This window comes from Amycolatopsis sp. DSM 110486 (assembly GCF_019468465.1).
GTDB lineage: Bacteria > Actinomycetota > Actinomycetes > Mycobacteriales > Pseudonocardiaceae > Amycolatopsis.
The window spans coordinates 9,503,468-9,523,795 of sequence record NZ_CP080519.1; the positions used below are offsets into that span (position 1 = coordinate 9,503,468).

Sequence of the window (20,328 nt, forward strand, 5' to 3'; positions counted from 1 at the left end):
CTCACTGCGAGTTTTCGGCGTGGCGCACCAGGGCGCCCAGCGCGCGGAACCACGTTTCGGCCAGGTCGCGCACCCGCGATTCGGGTGCGAGGGCCTCGGGCCACGACCAGTGGGCCGCCAGGGCGGGGCCGTCGGGCCGGTCTTCGGCCAGCGCGTTGACGGTCAGCGCGTGGGAGACGCACTTGCCGGGATCGGCGCCGAGGTCGGCGGCGTCGCCCTCGGGGGCGTACTCCCAGTCGCCCTGGTCGGCGTGGCCGAAGCGGCCCATGTAGTTGAACTCGATCTCCGGCTCCGGCAGCGCCGCGAGCTCCGGCCCGGTCACGGGGTTCAGGTGCCGCAGCAGCCCGAAGCCCGTGCCCGCGACGGGTGCGGCGTCCAGCTCCGCCCGCACGCGCTCGAGTGCCGTGCGCGCCGCCGGGCCGCCCGCCAGCGCGTCGGCGAGGTCGAGCTTGCCCAGGTCGAGGCAGACGGGCACGACGCTGGTGAACCAGCCGACCGTGCGCGACAGGTCCGCGCCGCCGGCGAGCTCGTCCTCGCGGCCGTGGCCCTCGAGGTCGACGAGCGTCGCCGTGCCCTCGCCCGCGCCGTGGCGGCGGCGCCAGTCGGCCACCGCGAGCGCGAGGCCGGTGAGCAGCACGTCGTTGACGGTCGCCCGCAGCGCCGCCGGCACGCGGCCCAGCAGCGGACCCGTCACCGCCGCCGGCAAGGTCAGCGACAGAGCTGCCAGCCCCGAATCGACGTCCATCTCCGGATCACGCGAACGCAGCAGCGGCAACGGATCGCCGCCGGCGAGCACCGAGCGCCACCGGTCCAGCTCAGCCTCGCGAGCCGGCTCCTGCGCCCGCGCCGCGAGCTCCTCCGACCACCGCCGGAACGACACGTCCACCGGCGGCAGCTCCGGGTTCCGCCCGGCGGCCACGGCCTCCCACGCCGCCGCGAAGTCGGGCAGCAGCACGCGCCAGGACACCCCGTCGATCACGAGGTGGTGCACCAGCACCAGCAACCGGCCCCGCGCCGGCCCGGCGTCGAACCAGGTCGCCCGCAGCATCGCGCCGGCGTCCGGGTCGAGCCGCGCCCGCGTGGCCAGGGCCTCCGCCGCGATCACGCGCTCCAGCTCCGCACCCGCGAGCCCGCGAACGTCCACTCGCGACACCCAGCCGCTCACGTCCACCGGTGCCGGCACCCGCAACGCCCACCGCTCGGGCTCCCGGTCGAGCCGCGCCCGCAGCATCGGGTGCCGGTCGACCACGGCCTGCAGGACGGCCGAAAGCCTCTCGCTCGTCACCTCGGCCGGCGTGATCAGCAGCGCCGCCTGGTGGTACCCGGCGATCGGGCCGCCCAGCTCCCGCATCGCGTGCATGATCGGGGTCAGCCCGACGGTGCCGGTGCCGTCGTCGGACACCGGCTTCACGACGCCGGCCTCGGTGGCCACCGTCGCGAGCCCCGCCACCGTCCGGTGCCGGAAGATGTCGCGCGGCGAGATCCGCAGCCCACCCGCGCGGACGCGGGCCACCAGCTGCATGGCCACGATGCTGTCGCCGCCCAGCGCGAAGAAGTCGTCGTCGACGCCGAGGCCCGGCACGCCGAGCACCTCGCCGACCATCGCGCACAGCTCGCGCTCCCGCTCGGTCGACGGTGCGCGGCCGCCGACCTGGGCCGAGAAGTCCGGCGCGGGCAAGGCCGCGCGGTCGAGCTTCCCGTTGGCCAGCACCGGAAGCCGCTCCAGCACCACGAACGCCGCCGGCACCAGGTGATCCGGCAGCGCCGACGCGGCGTACTGCCGCAGCTCCGCAGCGTCCACCGGCGCCGCCGGCACCACGTACGCCACCAGCTGCTTCACCCGCGCCTCGCGCACCACGACCACCGACTGCACCACCGCCGGGTGCCGGTCGAGCGCCGCCTCGATCTCCGCGGGCTCCACGCGGAAGCCGCGGATCTTCACCTGGTCGTCGGCGCGGCCGCCGAAGTCGAGCCGGCCGTCGGGCGTCCACCGCGCGAGGTCGCCCGTGCGGTACATGCGCGTGCCGGGTTCGCCGTACGGGTCCGCGACGAACCGCTCAGCCGTCAGCGCCGACCGGCCGAGGTATCCCCGCGCCAGGCCGCCACCGGCGAGGTACAGCTCCCCCGTGACGCCCGGCGGGACGGGCCGCAGCGAACCGTCGAACACATACGCGCGGGTGTTGGCCACCGGCCGGCCCACGAGCGGCCGGTCACTGTCCGCGATCCGCGCCACCAGCGCGTCCACAGTGGACTCCGTCGGCCCGTAGAGGTTGACCGCCTCGGTCCCGTCCAGCTCGGCCAGCCGGCGCCAGAGCGCGTCCGGCACCGCCTCGCCGCCGACGCCGACCACGGCCAGCGGGCACCGGTCACCCTCGACGAGCCCGGCGTCGGCCAGCTGCGTGAACAGCGACGGCGTGACCTCGATGAAGTCGAGGCCCTCGCGCCGGATCAGGTCGGCGAGCTGCTCCGGGTCGCGGCGCACCTCGTCGGGCACCACGTGCACGGCGTGGCCGTCGAGCAGCCACAGCTGCGGCTGCCACGACGCGTCGAACGAGAACGACCACGCGTGCCCCACCCGCAGGTGCTCGCGCCCGGCGCGGGCCACGGCCGGCCGGTGCAGCGTCGCCCGGTGGCTGTGGAACAGGTTCACCAGCCCCGCGTGCGGCACCACGACGCCCTTCGGCGTGCCCGTCGAGCCCGACGTGTAGATCACGTACGCCGGGTTCTCGGGACGCAGCGGGCGCAGCCGGTCGGCGTCCGTCAAGTCCTTTTCAGACACTTCGGACACCTCGGCCGCAAGGAGATCCGGCAGCAGCACCGTGCCGGCGAACTCGGGCAGGACACCGCGGACCTCTGTGACGGTGACCAGCAGCCCGGGCCGGGCATCCGCCAGCATCGCGGCGAGCCGTTCGGCCGGGTAGTCCGGGTCGATCGGCAGATAGCCCGCGCCGGCCTTGTGCACGGCGAGGATCGCCAGCAGCACGTCGGCCGACCTCGGCAACGCCAGCGCCACCAGTGTCTCCGGCCCGGCACCGCGCTCGACCAGAGCCCGCGCGAGCCGGTTGGCCCGCGCGTTCAGCTCCGCATAGGTCCACTTCGCCCCCCCGACGACGGCGACGGCGTCGGGCGAGCGCCGCACCTGCGCCTCGAACAGCCCGGCGACGGTCGACGGCTCCACCGCGCCTGCGTTGTCGTTCCAGTCGCGCAGGATCCGCCGCGACAGCTCCGCCGGCAGCACGTCGACCGTCCCCGCCGGACGGTCCACTTCGGACACCATCGCACCCAGCAGCAGCTCCATGCCGGCGAGCAGGCGCTCCGCGTCGTCGTCGGTGAACAGGTCCGCGCGGTACTCGGCGGTGAGCCGGAGCCGCTCGGCCGGTTCGATCGCCCACGTCAGCGGGTAGTGCGTGGAGTCGCGGTGGTCCACGATCGTCGCCCGCAGTCCGTCGTCAGGATCGTCCTCGGCGCCGGGGTAGCTCTCGAACACCACGAGCGTGTCGAACAGCTCGCCCAGCCCGGCCTCGCGCTGGATGTCGGCCAGCCCCACGTGCTGGTGCGGCAGGAGCGCGGCCTGCTCCTCCTGCACGCGCTCCAGCAGCGCCGACAGCGGTTCGGCCGGGTCGTGACGCACGCGCACCGGCACGGTGTTGATGAACAGGCCGAGCATCCGCTCCATTCCGGGCAGCTCCGGCGGCCGGCCCGCGGCCGTCGCGCCGAACACCACGTCGGTGCGCCCGGTGAGCGACGCGAGCAGGAGGCCCCACGCCGTCTGGACCAGCGTGTTCACCGTGAGCCCGCGCTCGCGCGCCAGCTCCGTCAGCTCGGCAGTCGCTTCACGGGGCAGTTCCAGCGTCCGCTGCTTCGGCAACGCGGGCGCCCGATCCGGGTCCACGGGCGCGAGCCGGGTCGGCTCGGCCAGTCCCGCGAGCGAATCCCGCCAGGCCGCCTTGGCCGTGGCCTCGTCCTGGTCACGCAGCCAGCCCAGGTAACCGCGGTACGGCAGCCCGGGCGGCAGCTCCCGGCCGGCGTACAGCGCGGACAGCTCGGCCAGCAGCTGCGGCACGGACCAGCCGTCGAGCAGCAGGTGCTGGTGCGAGACCACCAGCCGGTGGTGCCGGTCGGCGAAGCGCACGAGCAGGAACCGCAGCAGCGGCCCGGCGGTGACGTCGAACCGGCAGCGCTCGTGCGCGAGCTCCGCGTCGAGGGCGTCGTCGGTCGCTTCCCGCCACTCGGGCTCCGCCGAACGCGCGACGAGCGCGACCGGACGCCCGGAAGCCAGGTACCGGTAGCTCGTGCGCAGGTTCGGGTGCCGCCCCAGCAAGTCCCGCACCGCCAGCCGCAGCCGGGACGGGTCGAGCGGGCCGGCGAGGTCGAACCCGAACTGCACGGTGTAGACGTCCGGGCCCTCGGTGTCGGCCGTGGCCAGGAACAGCAGCCCCGACTGCAGCGGCGTGAGCGGCCAGACCTCGGCCGCGTCGGGTGCGCTCGCCTGCAGCTCCGCGCGTTCCGCCTCGGTCAGGTCCAGCAGCGGCCGTCCGTCGTCCGACGACGGCGTGGCCAGCACCTCCCCCGCGACCTCCGCGAGGCCGGTGACCGTGCGGTGGCGGAACACGTCCCGCGCGCCGAGCAGCAGACCGGCGGCCCGGGCGCGGGCCACGAGCTGCATCGCGACGATGCTGTCGCCGCCCAGGCGGAAGAAGTCGTCGCGCACGCCGACGCGCGGCAGCCCGAGCACGCCGGCCACCACCTCCGCGAGCACTTCCTCGCGGGGTGTGGCCGGAGCGTCGTCGCCGGCCTCGAACTCCGGTGCGGGCAGCGCCCGGCGGTCGAGCTTGCCGCTCGGCGTCAGCGGCAGCTCGTCCAGCCGCACGACTGCGGCCGGGACCATGTGCTCGGGCAGCGTCTTCGCGACGTGCTTGAGAACGGCTCTGTCGAGCAGGTCGTCCGTGGCCCCGCTCGCGACGACGTAGGCCACGAGCTGCCGTCCTTCGTGGACGATCACGCGCGCCTGAGCGACGGCCGGGTGCGTGCCCAAAGCGGCCTCGATCTCGCCGAGCTCCACGCGGAAGCCGCGGATCTTGACCTGGTCGTCGGCGCGGCCCAGGAACTCGAGCTCCCCGTCCGCCGTCCAGCGCGCGAGGTCGCCGGTCCGGTACATCCGCTCGCCGGGCGCGCCGAACGGGTCCGCGACGAACCGTTCCGCCGTCAGGCCCGGGCGCGCGTGGTAGCCGCGCGCCAGCTGCACGCCGGACAGGTACAGCTCCCCCGCCACGCCCGGCGGCACGGGCCGCAGGCGCGCGTCGAGGACATGGGTGCGGGTGTTCCACACCGGACGACCGATCGGGACCCGGCCCGACGCCGCCACTCGCGCGGGCGCCGCGGTGACGTCGACCGACGCCTCCGTGGGCCCGTAGAGGTTGTGCAGTTCGGCGTCGAGGTCGAACCTCGCCACGACGTCGGCCGGCAGGGCCTCACCGCTGCACAGCACGCGCCGCAGGCTCGGGCACGCACGGGCACCCGGTTCGCCGAGGAACACCTCCAGCATCGACGGGACGAAGTGGACGGTCGTCACGCCTTCACGCTGGATCAGCCCCGCGAGGTACACGGGATCCTTGTGCCCCTCGGGTTTGGCGACCACCAGCGTCGCGCCGGTGACGAGCGGCCAGAAGAACTCCCACACCGACACGTCGAAGCTCGACGGCGTCTTCTGCAGCACGCGATCGTCGGCGGTCAGTGCGTACTCGTCCTGCATCCACTGCAACCGGTTCACGATCCCGGCGTGCGGGACCACGACGCCCTTGGGCCGCCCGGTCGAGCCCGAGGTGTAAATCACGTACGCGGGCGCGTCCGGTGGAACCATGAGCTCCAGGTTCGTGCTGCCGTGACCGGACGCGTCGACCGGGCCGTCGAGCACGACCGCCGGAGCGGCGTCGGCGAGCATGAACTCACGCCGGTCGGCCGGGTAGTCCGGGTCGAGCGGCAGGTAGGCCGCGCCCGCCTTGTGGATCGCGTAGAGCGATACCACGAGGTCCAGCGACCGCGGCAGCGACACCGCGACCACGGACTCCGGCCCGGCGCCCTTCTCGCGCAGCCACCGGGCGAGCTGGTTGGCCCGCACGTTCAGCTCCGCGTACGACAGCGACGCGCCCTCGAACACCACCGCGGCGGCATCCGGCGTCCGAGCGACCTGCGCCTCGAACAGCTCCGGCAGTGTCGCCGGGACCACGTCGTGATCGGTGGCGTTCCACGTCGCCAGCAGCGCCGATTCATCGTCCGACAGCACGTCGACCGACCCGACCGGCACCGAGGGATCAGCGGCCACCTGCTCCAGCACCCGCACCAGCCGCGTCGAGAACGACTCCGCCGTCGCGCGGTCGAACAGGTCAGCGCTGTACTCCACCGCGCCGGCGATCGCGCCGCCCGGCTGCTCCAGGAACCCGAACTCGAGGTCGAACTTCGCGACGTCCTGCGTCACGTCCTCGCGCACGACCTGCAGCCCTGGCAGCTGTGGCGAGTCCGCGCCCTCCGGCAGGTACACGACCATGGTCTGGAACAGCGGGTGCCGCGCCAGGGAACGCTCCGGGTCCGCCACCTCGACCACGCGGTCGAACGGCAGGTCCTGGTGTGAGAACGCGGCCAGGTCCGTCGCCCGCACCCGTCGCAACAGCTCGCCGAACGCGGGATTGCCCGCCAGATCCGTGCGCAGGACCAGCGAGTTCACGAAGAACCCGACCAGATCCGTCAACCGTTCGTCCGTGCGCCCGGACACCGGCGCGCCCAGCGCGATGTCGGTGCCGGCGCCCAGGCGGTGCAGCAGCGTGGCGACCGCGGCCTGGCTGAGCATGAACATGCTGGTGTCGTGCCCGATCGCCAGCGCGCGCAGCCGCGCCGTGAGCTCGGCCGGCACCTCAAACGTCACCGTGCCGCCGCGGTGGCTGGACTCCGCCGGCCGCGGCCGGTCGGCGGGCAGATCCAGCTCCTCCGGCAGCCCGGCGAGCGCGTCGCGCCAGAACGAGCTCTGGCCCTCCTGCTCGCCGTCGAGCACGGCCTGGTGCCACAACGCGTAGTCCGCGTACTGTGCCGGCAACGGTGTCCACTCGGGAGCGACACCGTCGAGCCGCGCGCGGTAGGCCGCCGCGAGGTCGGCGAGCAGCGGGCCTTCCGACCACTCGTCGGTGACCACGTGGTGCAGCAGCACCAGCAGCATGTGCTCGTCGTCGGCCACGGTGAACACGCGCACGCGCACCGGCGGGGCCTCGTCGAGCCGGAACGGAACGTCCACTTCGGACCGGATCCCCGCGGCCACCTCGGTCACGTGCTCGACGGCGAAGTCCAGCGGCGCGCCGGCGAGGATCCGCTGCGCGGGGACCCCGTCGTGTTCCTCGAAGACCGTGCGCAGCACCTCGTGCCGGGTGACGACGTCGCCGAACGCCGCGCGCAACGCGTCGAGGTCCAGCGCTCCCCGCAGCCGCCACGTGTGCGGCACGGAGTACGTCGACGTGGGGCCGTCCAAGCGGTAGAGGAACCAGAGCCGTTGCTGCGCCGCCGAAAGCGGGAGCACCTCCGGCCGCGTCGCCGCCACCAGTTCGGGCCGCCCGGCCGACAGACCGTCGAGTCGGGTGGCCAGCTGCGCGACCGTCGGCGCATCGAACACCGTGCGCAGCGGCACGTCGACGCCGAGGGCGCCCCGGATCCGGCTCACCAGCCGCATCACGAGCAGTGAATGCCCGCCGAGAGCGAAGAAGTCGTCGTCGACGCTCGGCTCGGCCACGCCGAGCACCTCGGCGAAGAGCTCGCACAGCTCGGTCTCGCGCGCCGTCCGGGGCGCCCGGCCGGACCCGGCCGAGAACTCCGGCGCCGGCAGCGCACGGCGGTTCAGCTTGCCGCTCGGGGTGAGCGGCAGCTCCGCCAGCTCGACGACCGCCGCCGGAACCAGGTGCGCCGGCAGCGTTTCCGCCGCCCGCGCCCGCAAACCGGCCGCGTCCAGCGCACCGGCCGGGACGACGTAGGCGACCAGCAGCCCGTCGCGCGCGGCCACCCGGACCTGCGCCACCGACGGGTCGCCGGCCAGCGCGGCCTCGACCTCACCGGGCTCGATCCGGACGCCGCGCACCTTCACCTGGTCGTCGGCGCGGCCCGAGAACTCCAGCACGCCGTCGGCGCGGTGGCGGGCCAGGTCGCCAGTGCGGTACATCCGCGAACCTGGCGGGCCGAACGGGTCGGCGACGAAGCGATCCGCCGTCAGGCCGGGCCGCCCGAGGTAACCACGGGCGAGCTGGGCGCCCGCGAGGTATAGCGCGCCGGTGACGCCCGGCGGCACCGGCTGCAGGCGCGCGTCGAGCACGTACGCGCGCACGTTCCAGCCCGGCCGCCCGATCGCGATCGGCCCGCCGTCGTCGGTCCAGGCCAGCACGTCGATCGACGTCTCGGTCGGGCCGTAGAGGTTGTGCAGCGGGATGCCGAGCACCTCGCGGACCCGGGCGGCCAGGTCGCGTCCCAGCGCCTCGCCGCCGACGACGATCCGCGTGAGGCTCGTGCACCCGGCCGCGGCGGGTTCTTCCAGGAACAGCTGCAGCATCGACGGCACGAAGTCGGCGGCTGTCACGCGCTCGGCCTGGATCAGCTCGGCCAGGTACCGCGGGTCGCGGTGCCCGTCCGGGCGCGCGACGACCACGACGCCGCCGACCATGAGCGGCCAGAACACCTCGCTCACCGACACGTCGAAGGTGATCGGCGTCTTGTGCAGCATGCGGTGCGTCGCGTCCATCGGATAAGCGTGCTGCAGCCAGCGCAGCCGGTTCACCACGCCTTCGTGCGGAACAACCACGGCCTTGGGCCGACCGGTCGAACCGGACGTGTAGAGGACGAACGCGGGGTTCGCCGGGCGCGCCACGCGTTCCGGTGCCGTGGCGGGGTAGCCGTCCAGCCGCCCGAGGAGCGCCGGGTCGTCGAGGACACACACCGCAGCGGCATCGGCGAGCAGGTACTCCACGCGCTCGGCCGGCTGGCCGGGGTCGAGCGGCAGGTAGGCGGCGCCCGCCTTGTGCACGGCGTACAGCGCCACGACCAACTCGACCGAGCGAGGCAGCGCGACCGCGACCACCGATTCGGCGCCAATGCCCTGCTCCCGCAGCCAGTGGGCGAGCCGGTTGGCCCACGCGTCCACCTCGGCGTAGGTCAGGGAAGTGCCCTCGAACACCACGGCCACGCCGTCCGGCGTCGCCGCCACCTGGGCCTCGACCAGCTCCGCCACGGTCGCCGGTTCGCTCTCGTGCGCGGTGTCGTTCCACTGGCGCACAACGAGATCGCGTTCGTCGTCGCCGAGCAGGTCGTACTCGCCGATCGTGGCGGCGGGTTCGGCGGCAACCTGGCCGAACAGCGAGACCAGCCGCGCGAGCATCCGCTCCGCCGTGCCCGCGTCGAACAGGTCGGTGGCGTACTCCAGCTGCAACGTGATCTCGGCACCGGCGCCGTCGACCATTGTGAAGCTCAGGTCGAACATCGCCGTCTCACCGGGCACCTCGAGCCACTCGGTGGGCAGCCCCAGCACGTCCGGGTCGCCGTCGGGCCGGTAGTGGTAGCCCGTCATGACCTGGAACAGCGGGTTGCGCCCCGGCACGCGGTCCGGGTTCAGCTCTTCGACCAGCCGGTCGAAGGGCAGGTCCTGGTGCGAGAACGCGGAAAGGTCCGCTTCGCGCAGCCGGGCGAGCAGCTCGGCGAACGTCGGCTCACCGGACAGGTCGGCGCGCAGCACGAGCGTGTTGACGAAGAACCCGACCAGCTCGTCGAGCGCGGCGTCGGTGCGGCCCGCGATCGGCGCGCCCAGCGGGATGTCCTCGCCCGCCCCGAGCCGGTGCAGCAGGGTCGCGACGGTCGCGTGCAGCACCATGAACATGCTCGCGCCCGACGACGCCGCCAAGCCGTGCAGCGCTCGGGCGACCTCGGCCGGCAGTCCGGCCCGCACGGTCCGGCCGGCACCACTCGGACGGGCGGGGCGGGGCCGGTCGGCCGGCAGAGCCAGCTCGTCCGGCAGGCCGCGCAACGCCGTGGTCCAGAACTCCAGCTGCTCGGAACCGAGCCGGTCGAGCAGCGCCTCCTGCCAGAGCGCGTAGTCCGCGTACTGCACGGGAAGCGGCGCGAGCTCCGGCGAGCGGCCGGCCACGCGCGCCTCGTACGCAGTGGTCAGGTCCGCGAGGAACGGCCGGTCGGACCATTCGTCGGTGGCGACGTGGTGGAGCACGATCGCCACCACGTGGTCACGATCGTCCAGCCGCAGCACCTCGGCGCGCAGCGGCGGCTCGCGTCGCAGGTCGAAGCGGTACCGGGCCAGCTCCCGCAGCCGCTCGGGCACGTCGGCCTCCGCGCAGTCCCCGACCGTGAGCTCCGGCTCCGCCGCGGGCAGAACCCGTTGGTACGGCGAGCCTTCGTGGTCGGCGAAGACGGTGCGCAGCGACTCGTGCCGGGCGACGACGTCGCCGAGCGCGGTGCGCAGCGCGGCCACGTCGAGGTCGCCACACACGCGGAAGAACAGCGGGAAGTCATACGCCTCGCCGACCTCGCCCAGCTCTTCCAGCAGCAGTAGCCGGCGCTGGGCCGCAGACAGCCGGACGCGCTCGGGCCGTTCCGCGCGCACAACCGACGGCCGCGCGGGTTCGCCGCTCCCGGCCCGCGCGGCCAGCTCCGCGACGGTCGGGGCCTCGAACAGGTCCTTGATCGCCAGCTCGGCGCCGAGCTCGGTCCGCGCGCGGCTGATCAGACGGGTGGCCAGCAGCGAGTGCCCGCCGAGGTCGAAGAACGAGTCCTCCACGCCCACGCGCACGAGGCCGAGGACCTCGGCGAACAGCTCGCAGAGAACCTCTTCCTCGCGCGAGGCCGCGGGCCGGCTCTCCGCCAGCGACACGGCGGGTTCGGCATCGGGCAGGGCGCGGACGTTGAGCTTGCCGTTGTCGGTCAGGGGCAGGCTGCCGAGCGTCACGAACGCCGCCGGGACCATGTAGTCGGGCAGCTGCCGCTTCAGCTCGTCGCGCAGCACCTGCACCAGTTCGGCGCTGCCGCGCGCGGCGGTGGGGCGGTTGGCGAACCGCGTGAGGTTCGTGCCGGTCGCAGCGGGCACGTACAGGCCCGAGACCGGTGCCTCCGCGCGGACGAACACGGCGTCGAACACCCCGTCGACGCCGGTCGACCACGTCGTGTGCACGGCATAGCCCAGGCGCTCACCCAGGCGGTGCACCGCTTCGGGTTCGATGCCGTCACCGGTGCCGTGGAAGCGATCCAGCACGTCGAGCAGCGGCGCGCCCGCGTCGAGCGCCCGCATGGCGGCGAACTCCGCGGCGAGCCGCGCGTCCGGAATCCGGCTGACACGCAGCTGGTCGCCGGTCAGCCTGCTCTCCAGCTCGGCGAGCGAGCCGGCCTCGTCCCACAGCAGGCGCGGCGCCTGCGCCACCGGCACCTCGCCCGCGGTGTCCTTGGTGAGCACGACGTCGTAGCGGTAGCGGCTCAGCTCGTTGTGCAGTTCGGCCCGCTTCACGCGGATGCGGGCGCCGACGCCGGGCAGCGTGTGCGCGAGCGCCGTGAAGTAGTCCGGGTCGAGCAGGAGCTCCTTCTCCAGCGCGGCTCCGCGTTCGATCGCGCGGCGCAGCTGGGCGACGTCTGACGTCGCGTCGGCGCGCGTGAGCTGGATGGCCGTGTGGAACGACCTCACCAGCCGGAGGTTCCGCACGTCGCCGACGAACAGCGAACCGCCCGGCGCGAGCAGATCGAGCGCCGTGCTCAGCACCTGCGTGAGGTAGTCGACGCTCGGGAAGTACTGGATCACGGAGTTGATGACGACGGTGTCGAAGTGGCCGCGCGGCAGGTCGCCGAACTCGTGCGCCGGCTGCGCCCGCAGTGCGACCTTGGCGGCCAGCTCCGGATCCCGCTCCAGCTCTCGCGTGAGCTTGCCGATCACCGGCGCGGCGAGGTCGGTGCCCCAGTACTCCTCGGCGTGCGGCGCGAGCTGCCCCATCAGCAGGCCGGTGCCGACGCCGATCTCCAGGATCCGCCGCGGCGCCAGCTCCTCGATGCGCGCGACGGTGGCCGCGCGCCACTCCCGCATGTGCGCCAGCGGGATCGGCGTGCCGTCGTAGCTGGAGTCCCAGCCGGCGAAGTCCTCGGTGAACAGCGCGGTCGGGATCTCGGTGTACTCGTCGGAGTAGATCTGCTCCCATTCGCCGACCTGGTCGGCCTCGGCCGCGTCGCGCTCGTCGCCGCTCAGCTCGGCCGGCACGACGTAGCCGACGAGCCGCTGCAGCCCCGGTGCCGACGGGTCCGGTCGCGCGATCACGGCCGCCTGCGCGACCTGCGGGTGCCGCGCCAGCGCCGTCTCGATCTCGCCCAGCTCCACGCGGTAGCCGCGGATCTTCACCTGGTCGTCGGTGCGGCCGAGGAAGTCGAGGTTCCCGTCGGGCCGCCGGCGCACGAGGTCGCCCGTGCGGTACATGCGCGCGCCGGGCTCGCCGAACGGATCCGCGACGAACCGCTCCGCGGTGAGGGCCGCTCGACCGAGGTAGCCGCGGGCCAGGCCGGTGCCGGCGATGTAGAGCTCACCGGGCACGCCGTCGGGCACCGGCCGCAGCCAGTTGTCCACGATGTACGCGCGGGTGTTCCAGATGGGCTTGCCGACGGTCGGGGTGTCGCTGTCGGTCGTGCCGCCCCCGAGGGTGTTGATCGTGTACTCGGTGGGGCCGTAGAGGTTGTAGCCGTAGACGCCTTCGGTGTCGCGCAGGCGGTTCCAGACCGATTCGGACACGGCCTCGCCGCCGAGCAGCACCAACGCGGGGCGGTGGCTTTCGGGACCTTCCTCGAGCAGGCCCTCCTCGATGAGCAGGTGCGCGTAGGTCGGCGTCACGTTCACCACGTCGACGCGATGCCGGTCGCAGTACGCCACGAGCGCGCGGGCGTCGCGGCGCAGGTCCTCGTCGCACACGTGCACCTCGTGGCCCTCCACGAGCCACAGCAGCTCTTCCCACGACATGTCGAACGCGAACGACACGGTGTGCGCGATCCGCAGCCGCCGCCCGCCGGCCGACTCGATGGCCGGCCCGAAGATCGCTTCCTGGTGGTTGAGCTGCATGTTCGTCAGGCCGCGGTAGGGCGTGACGACGCCCTTCGGCTTCCCCGTGGAACCGGAGGTGTAGATGACGTACGCGGGGTGTTCCATGCGGTCGGCACGGTCGCGGCCGAACAGTGGGCGTTCGGCGTCCGCCAGGTCGCCGCCGGACAGCGCGCCGAGTTCCGCGCGCGTCTCCTCGCTGTCGAGCAGCACGCGCGGCAGGTCCTGCGGCAGATCCCGCGCGACGGCCGTGGTCGTGACCAGGCACAGGGGGCCGGCATCGTCGAGCATCAGCGCGAGGCGGTCGGCCGGGTAGTCGAGTTCGAGCGGCAGGTACGCGGCTCCGGTGCGCAGCACGGCGAACAGCGCCACGACCATGTCGATCGAGCGCGGCAGGCCGAGCGCGATCACGCGTTCGGGCTCGGCGCCGCGGGAAAGAAGCAGACGGGCCATACGGTTCACGGCGTCGTCGAGCTCCGCGTAGGTCAGCGCCTGCTCGCCGAACACGAGGGCGGTGGCATCCGGCGTGCTCGTGGCCTGCGCGGCAAGCAGGTCGGCGATCGTGTCCCGCACCATCGGGTGCTCGGTGGCCGACCAGATCTCCGCCAGCTCCGCGCGGCGCTCGGCGGACACCGTCTCCAGCGCGCCGACGGGTGCGGTGAGGTCGCCGACGAGCTGCTCGACGAGCCCGGTGAACCGGCTCAGCAGCACGGCGGCCTCGTCGGCCGCGATCACGTCGTCGCGGTAGGACAGGGTCACGCGCATCAACTGCCCCGGCGTGACGACCAGCGTCAACGGGTAGTGCGTGGCATCGACGTTCACGAGGCTCGAGATGCCGTGGCGGTGGCGCAGCCCGGCGTATCGCTCGTCGCCGTCCGCGCCGCGGAGCACGAACAGCGTGTCGAACAGCACGCGGTGGCCGGCCTCGCGCTGCAGCACGCCGAGGCTCATGAACTCGTACGGTGTGAGGTCCATGCGCTCGGACTGGATGCGGCGCAGCAGGTCGAGCACCGGCTCGTCGGGCAAGAGCCGCACACGCGCCGGCACGGTGTTGAGAAACAGGCCGATCGTGGTCTCGATGTCCGGCACGGCGGCGGGGCGCCCGGCGACGGCGGCGCCGAACACCACGTCCTGGCGGCCGACCATCGTGGACAGCACGAGGGCCCACGCCGCGTTGAGCACCGAGTTCACCGTGAGACCGTGGCGCCGGGCCTCGTCGCGCAGCCGGTCGGTCAGCTCGGGCGTCAGGTGTGTGTCGAGGTTGACCGGCGTGACGGGTTCCAGCCCCTGCGTGTCGGGGCCGATCAGCGTCGGCTCGCCCAGCCCCGACAGCGCCAAGCGCCACGCCGCCGTGGCCTCCTCGACGTCCTGGCGGGACAACCACTCCAAGTAGTCCACATAGGACCCGCCGGTCGGCTGTTCGCCGCCTTCGTAGTGCGCGAAGAGCTGCTCGATGAACAGCCACGCGGACCAGCCGTCCCACAGCAGCAGGTGCCGGTTGAGCACCACGCGGGCGCGTTCGTCGCCGAGGCGCACGAGCGTGATCCGGAACAGCGGCGGGGTAGCGAGGTCGAACCGGGTCGTCCGGTCGCGCTCCATCAGCTCGGCCAGCTGCCGCTCACGGTCCGCTTCGGACAGTCCGCGCAGGTCCACTTCGGTCACCGGCGGCGGGAAGCCAGCGGTGACGAACTGCACCGGCCCGCGCAGGCCTTCGCTGGTGAAGCCCGCGCGCAGGCTGGGCGTGCGGTCCATCAGCGCCGCGCACGCGGCACGCAGGCGATCGGCGTCGAGGTGCCGGTCGAGGTCGATGGCCTCCTGGATCGTGTAGACGTCGATGCGCGACTGGTCGTAGCTGGAGTGGAAGAACAGGCCTTCCTGCAACGGCGAAAGCGGCCAGATGTCCGACAGCGGCAGCGGGCTCAGCCGTTCGACGTGCTCGATCTCGTCCTGTGCCAACTCGATCAGCGTGAGGTCCGACGTGGTCAGCCCGGCCGCGGCGACGTCCGTCCCGGCGAGGTCGGCCAGTGCGGCGACCACCCGGTCGACGAAGTCCGGTGTGGCACCGGCGAAGGTGAGCGCCAGCACCGGTCCTTCCGGCGTGTCCTCGCAGACCGCGCCGATGCGCAGCGCGTGCGCGCCGACCGGTGCGCCCGGGCCGGCCGCGAAGTCCCAGTCCTGCGCGCCGAACGACACGTGGCCCGCGTAGCGCAGCAGCACGTCGGCGCGGGCGAGCTGGGCGAACAACGGCGCGGCCTGCGGGTTGAGGTAGCGCAGCAGGCCGTAGCCGAGCGTGTCGGGGGCTGCGCGGACGAGGTCCTTGACCTGCTTGAGGTCCGGCGCGGTCAGCCGCACCGGACGCGCGGTGTGCAGCGCGCCCACCGCGGCAGGTGTCCCTTCAGGACGGTCGAGCACGTCGACGATCAGCTCGCCGCCGGCTTGCGCGAGGGCCGTGAGCAGCACGTCGGTCACGTCTCCGCGCACCGACGCCGGCAGCTGCTCGACGAGGGCCCGGCTCTGGTCGAGGGGGAACCGCACGATGCGTTCGATCTGCGTCCCGGCGACGGGGACCGTCGCGGCACCCGGCGCGAGCGTCGCGGCCCAGTGTTCCAGGTCCGCCAGCAGCTCCGGCGCCTGCGCTCGCTCGGTGACGGCGCGGGCGTGGGTGCGCAGCGAGGTTTCCACCGCGGCGAACACCGGCGTGCGCCCGGCCTGCACCGCCGTCCATACCGTGGCGAGGTCGGCGGCGATCGTGCGCCACGACGGCGCGTCGACCAGCAACGGGTGGGCCGTGAGCACGAGCCGGTCGCCGGACCGGACGGCCTGCAGCAGGATCCCGGCGTCCGGGTCGAACTCGGCAGCGTTCTCCGCGGCAGTGGTGTTCGCGGCGAGCAGCACCTCGGCGGCGTCGACCGCGCCGACCGGGCGCGTCTCAAGCGACCACAGCACAGACGCGACACGGCTGCGCTTGAGCCGCAGCCCGTCGTGGTGGTCGAACACTGCCTGCAGCGCGGCCGCGAGACTTTCGGTGTCCGCGTCGGCCGGCAGGCGCAGCTGGATCGACTCGGCACCGCTGTCGCCGAATTCGCGCAGGCGGTGGACCTCGGGAAACAGCGGCACGTCGCCGACCCCGTCCGGATCGGACACCGGCCCCTGCGCCACGGGCTCGCCACCGAGCGCCGCCAGCGCGGCGGGCGTGCGGTGGGTGAACACGTCCTTCGGGCTCAGGTCGAACCCGGCCCGGCGGGCGCGGCTCGACACGCTGATCGACGTGATGCTGTCGCCGCCCAGCAGGAAGAAGTCGCCGTCCGCGCCGACCTCGACCAGCCCGAGCACGTCGGCGAAGATCGCCGCCAGGGTGGACTCGCGGTCGTCGCCGCGCTGCATGGTCGCCGCGGCCGCGGGGACGGCCGGCGCGGGCAGGGCGCGGGTGTCGAGCTTGCCGCTCGGGGTCAGCGGGAACTCGTCGAGCACCACGAGGGGGTGGGGCACCATCGTCGCGGGCAACGCGGCGGTCAATGCGGCCCGGAGCTCGTCGGTGTCCACGGCACCGGCTGCGTAACCGACCAGGGCGCCGTCGCGCACGACGACCGCGGCCGCCCGGACGCCCGGCTGCGCCGCGAGCACGGCTTCGATCTCGCCCAGCTCGATGCGGTTGCCGCGGATCTTCACCTGCCGGTCGGTGCGGCCCAGGTACTCGAGCTCGCCGTCCGCGCGGCGCTGCACCAAGTCGCCAGTGCGGTACATCCGCGCGCCGGGCTCGCCGAACGGGTCGGCCACGAACCGTTCCGCCGTCAGCGCGGGCTGCCCGAGGTAACCCCGCGCGAGCTGCACGCCCGCGAGGTACAGCTCCCCCGCCACGCCGTCGGGCACCGGGCGCAGGCACGTGTCCAGCACGAGCAGGCGCGTGTTCCACACCGGACGTCCGATGGGGACAGTCGTTTCCGGACCGTCGCGGAACGGGAAGTACGACACGTCCACGGCCGCCTCGGTGGGGCCGTACAGGTTGTGCAGCGGCACCCCCGTCAGCCGCCGCCAGCGTGCCGCGGCCTCGCCGGGCAGCGCCTCGCCGCTGGTGAACGCGCGACGCAGCGACGCGGCCCAGCGCGGATCGCCGGTGACCTCCTCGACGGAGAGGAACGCGGCCAGCATCGACGGCACGAAGTGGAGCGTTGTCACACCGTGGGTGCGGATCACCTCGGCGAGGTAGGCCGGGTCGCGGTGGCCGTCGGGCCGGGCGAACACCACGGCCGCGCCTTCGCGCAGCGCCCAGAAGAACTCCCACACGGACACGTCGAAGCTCGACGGCGTCTTCTGCAGCACGCGGTCGTCGGCGCCCAGCCGGTACTCGTGCTGCATCCACACGAGCCGGTTGACGATCGCGCGGTGCGTGACCACAACACCCTTGGGCCGGCCGGTCGAACCGGACGTGTAGATCAGGTAGGCGGCGTCGTCCGGCCCGCCAACCGCGCCGGGAACCCCGACCGCGGTGCTGTCTTCGGGGCCGTCGACGGCCACCTGTTCGGGCCCTGCCGGGACCTTCGCGGCCGTCCCCGGTTCGATGACGACCAGCGCGGCCCCCGAGGAAGCGAGCATGTACTCGAGCCGTTCGGCCGGGTAGTCGAGGTCGAGGGGCAGGTAAGCCGCGCCCGACTTCAGCACGCCCAGCAGTGCCACCATCAGCTCGGCCGAGCGCGGCACCGCGACGGCGACCACCGACCCGGGCCCGGCACCGCGGGCCCGCAACCGTCGGGCCAGCGCGGCCGCGCGAGTGTCCAGGTCCGCATAGGACAGTCGCTGGTCCTCGAACAGCACGGCCGTCGCGTCCGGAGCCTCGGCCACGTGGTGTTCGAACGCCGTGAGCAGCGTCTGCTCCGGCACTGACACGGCGGTCGCGTTCAGCTCTCCCAGCCGCTCCAGCTCGGCGGCCGAGACGAGGTCCACGTGCGCCACCGGCGCGTCCGGGGCCGCGGCGAACGCTTCGAGCACGCGCGCGAACCGCTCCGCGAGCTGCTCGGCCGCCCGTGCGTCAAGGCGCGCCGCGTCGAACTTCAGCCCGAACTCCAGCGTGTCGCCCGGCGTGGCGATGAGCGCGACCGGGTAGTGCACCGCGTCCACGACCTCGACGCCGGTCACGCGCAGCGCGCCCGCGTCGTCGTTCTCACGCGGGTAGTTCTCGACCACGACGAGCGTGTCGAAGAGCTCTTCCTGGCCCACGCCGGCGATCCGCTGCAGCTCGGCGAGCCCGAGGTGCTGGTGGTCCAGCAGCGCGGCCTGCTCGTCCTGCAACTGCCGCAGCAGCCCGGCGACGGTGTCGCCCCCGGTCCAGCGGACCCGCACGGGCAAGGTGTTGATGTACAGGCCGACGGCATCCTCGATCCCCGCGACACCGGGGTCGCGGCCCGACACCGTGCTGCCGAAGACCAGGTCTCCACGTCCGGCCAGGCGGCCGAGCAGCAGACCCCACGCGCCGTGCAGCACGGTGCCGAGCGTGAGCCCGTGCTCGCGCGCGAACGTGCCCACTCGGGCGGTGGTCGCCTCGTCGACGGCGAAGTGCACGCGCGAAGGATGCCGTGGCACCACTCCGGCGGGCGTGGTCACCAGGCGGGTCGGTTCCTCGACACCCGCGAGCACTGCGCCCCACGCCTGCCGTGCCGCGTCGTGGTCGCGCGCGGCCAGCCGGCGCAGGTGCGCCGTCCGCGAGGCGGGTTCGGGCCGAAGCGGTTCGGTGGCGCCGTAGCGCGCGAGGATCTCGCGCACCATCACGGCAACCGACCAGCCGTCGGCCACGATGTGGTGGAACGTCAGGGCGAGCCGCTCGCGCCCGACGAGCGTGGCGCGCAGCAGCGGCGGCCGGTCGAAGGTGAAGCGGCGGTCGCGGTCGGTGGCCAGCGCGTCGGCGGCGGCCTCGGGCGAGACCTCCCGCCACGGCAGCTCGGCGTGCGCGGCCACGACCTGGACCACTCGGCCGTCGTCGAGCTGGCGGAAACCCGACCGCAGCGACGAATGGCGGTCGAGGAGGTTCTGCACGGCGCGGCGCAGCGTCGGCGGGTCCACCGGCCCGGCCAGGTCGAAGATCTCCTGGACGGTGTAGACGTCGTCGTCCTCGAACGCGGCGTGGAAGAAGAACCCTTGCTGCAACGGGGTCACCGGCAGCACCTCGGCGTGCGAGCCGAGGGCGGTCGAGTCCGTTTCCGACAGTTCCAGCAGCGGCTCGGCCGATTCGTCGGCTGTGGTCACTTCACCGGCGCACCCGGCGAGCGCCTCCGCGGTGCGGTGCTGGAACACCTGCCGTGGCGTGATGGCGAGGCCGTGCCGGGCGGCGCCGAGCACGAGCCGGATCGACGAGATGCTGTCGCCGCCGAGCGCGAAGAAGTCGTCGTCCGCGCCGGCCGAGGGCACGCCGAGGACGTCGGCGATCACCGTGCACAACGCGACCTCGCGCGGCGTCCGAGGCGAGCGGCCCCGCGCCAGCGCCCCGAAGTCGGGCAGGGGCAGCGCGGCGCGGTCGAGCTTGCCGTTGGTCATGATCGGCAGGCGATCCAGCGGCACGAACGCCGAGGGCACCAGGTAGTGCGGCAACGCCCCTTCGACGTGGGTGCGCAGATCCTTCATCAGCGACGCGGGATCGCGGTAGACCACCGGCACGTTGGCGAGCGGACCGTCGGTCGCACCGAGGTACGTCGCGACCGGCTCCTCGCGCGACAGCACGAGGTCGAACGCCGTCGCCGTGTCCCCCGACCACGTGGCCGCCGCGCGGTATCCGGCCGCGCCGGCCAGCTCGACCAGCACGTCCGGGTCCGTGGCCGCACCGCGAGCCGGCGCCGGCTCCCCGCCGAGCGCCCGCAACGCCGTGAGATCCGGGATGAGCCGCTCGTTCGGGATCCCCGTCACGCGCAGCGCGGCCGGCTGGTGCTCGCCGAGGTGAGCCGAGAACGCGTCGGACGAGCCCAGCTCGGCCCACGGCACCGCCGGAACCTCGCGCGGGGCAACGGGTTCCGTCCGCAGCACGACGTCGTAGCGGTACCGGCTGAGCTCGTTCTCGTACGTCGCGCGCTTCAGCCGCACGTCGGCCGCGGTGAACGCACTGATCCGCCTCGGCAGCGCGGCGAAGAAGCCCGGGTCGAGCACCAGCTCGTCCTCGCGAGCCACAGCCGCGTCGACCGCGGCGGGCGTCGCGTCCCCCTGCGCGGCCGCGATGCCCGCGCGCAGCACGCGCTGCAGGCTCAGGTTCCGCACGT

At 73.6% G+C, this 20,328-nt stretch carries 1 protein-coding gene; it reads right to left on the bottom strand.

The genetic code is table 11. The features are described 5' to 3' along the window. Position 1 precedes the first annotated feature (1 nt). Positions 2-20,326 (bottom strand): non-ribosomal peptide synthase/polyketide synthase, encoded by a 20,325-nt coding sequence (locus K1T34_RS45935; RefSeq protein ID WP_255638850.1) that lies wholly within the window; start codon positions 20,324-20,326, stop codon positions 2-4. Positions 20,327-20,328 lie beyond the last annotated feature (2 nt).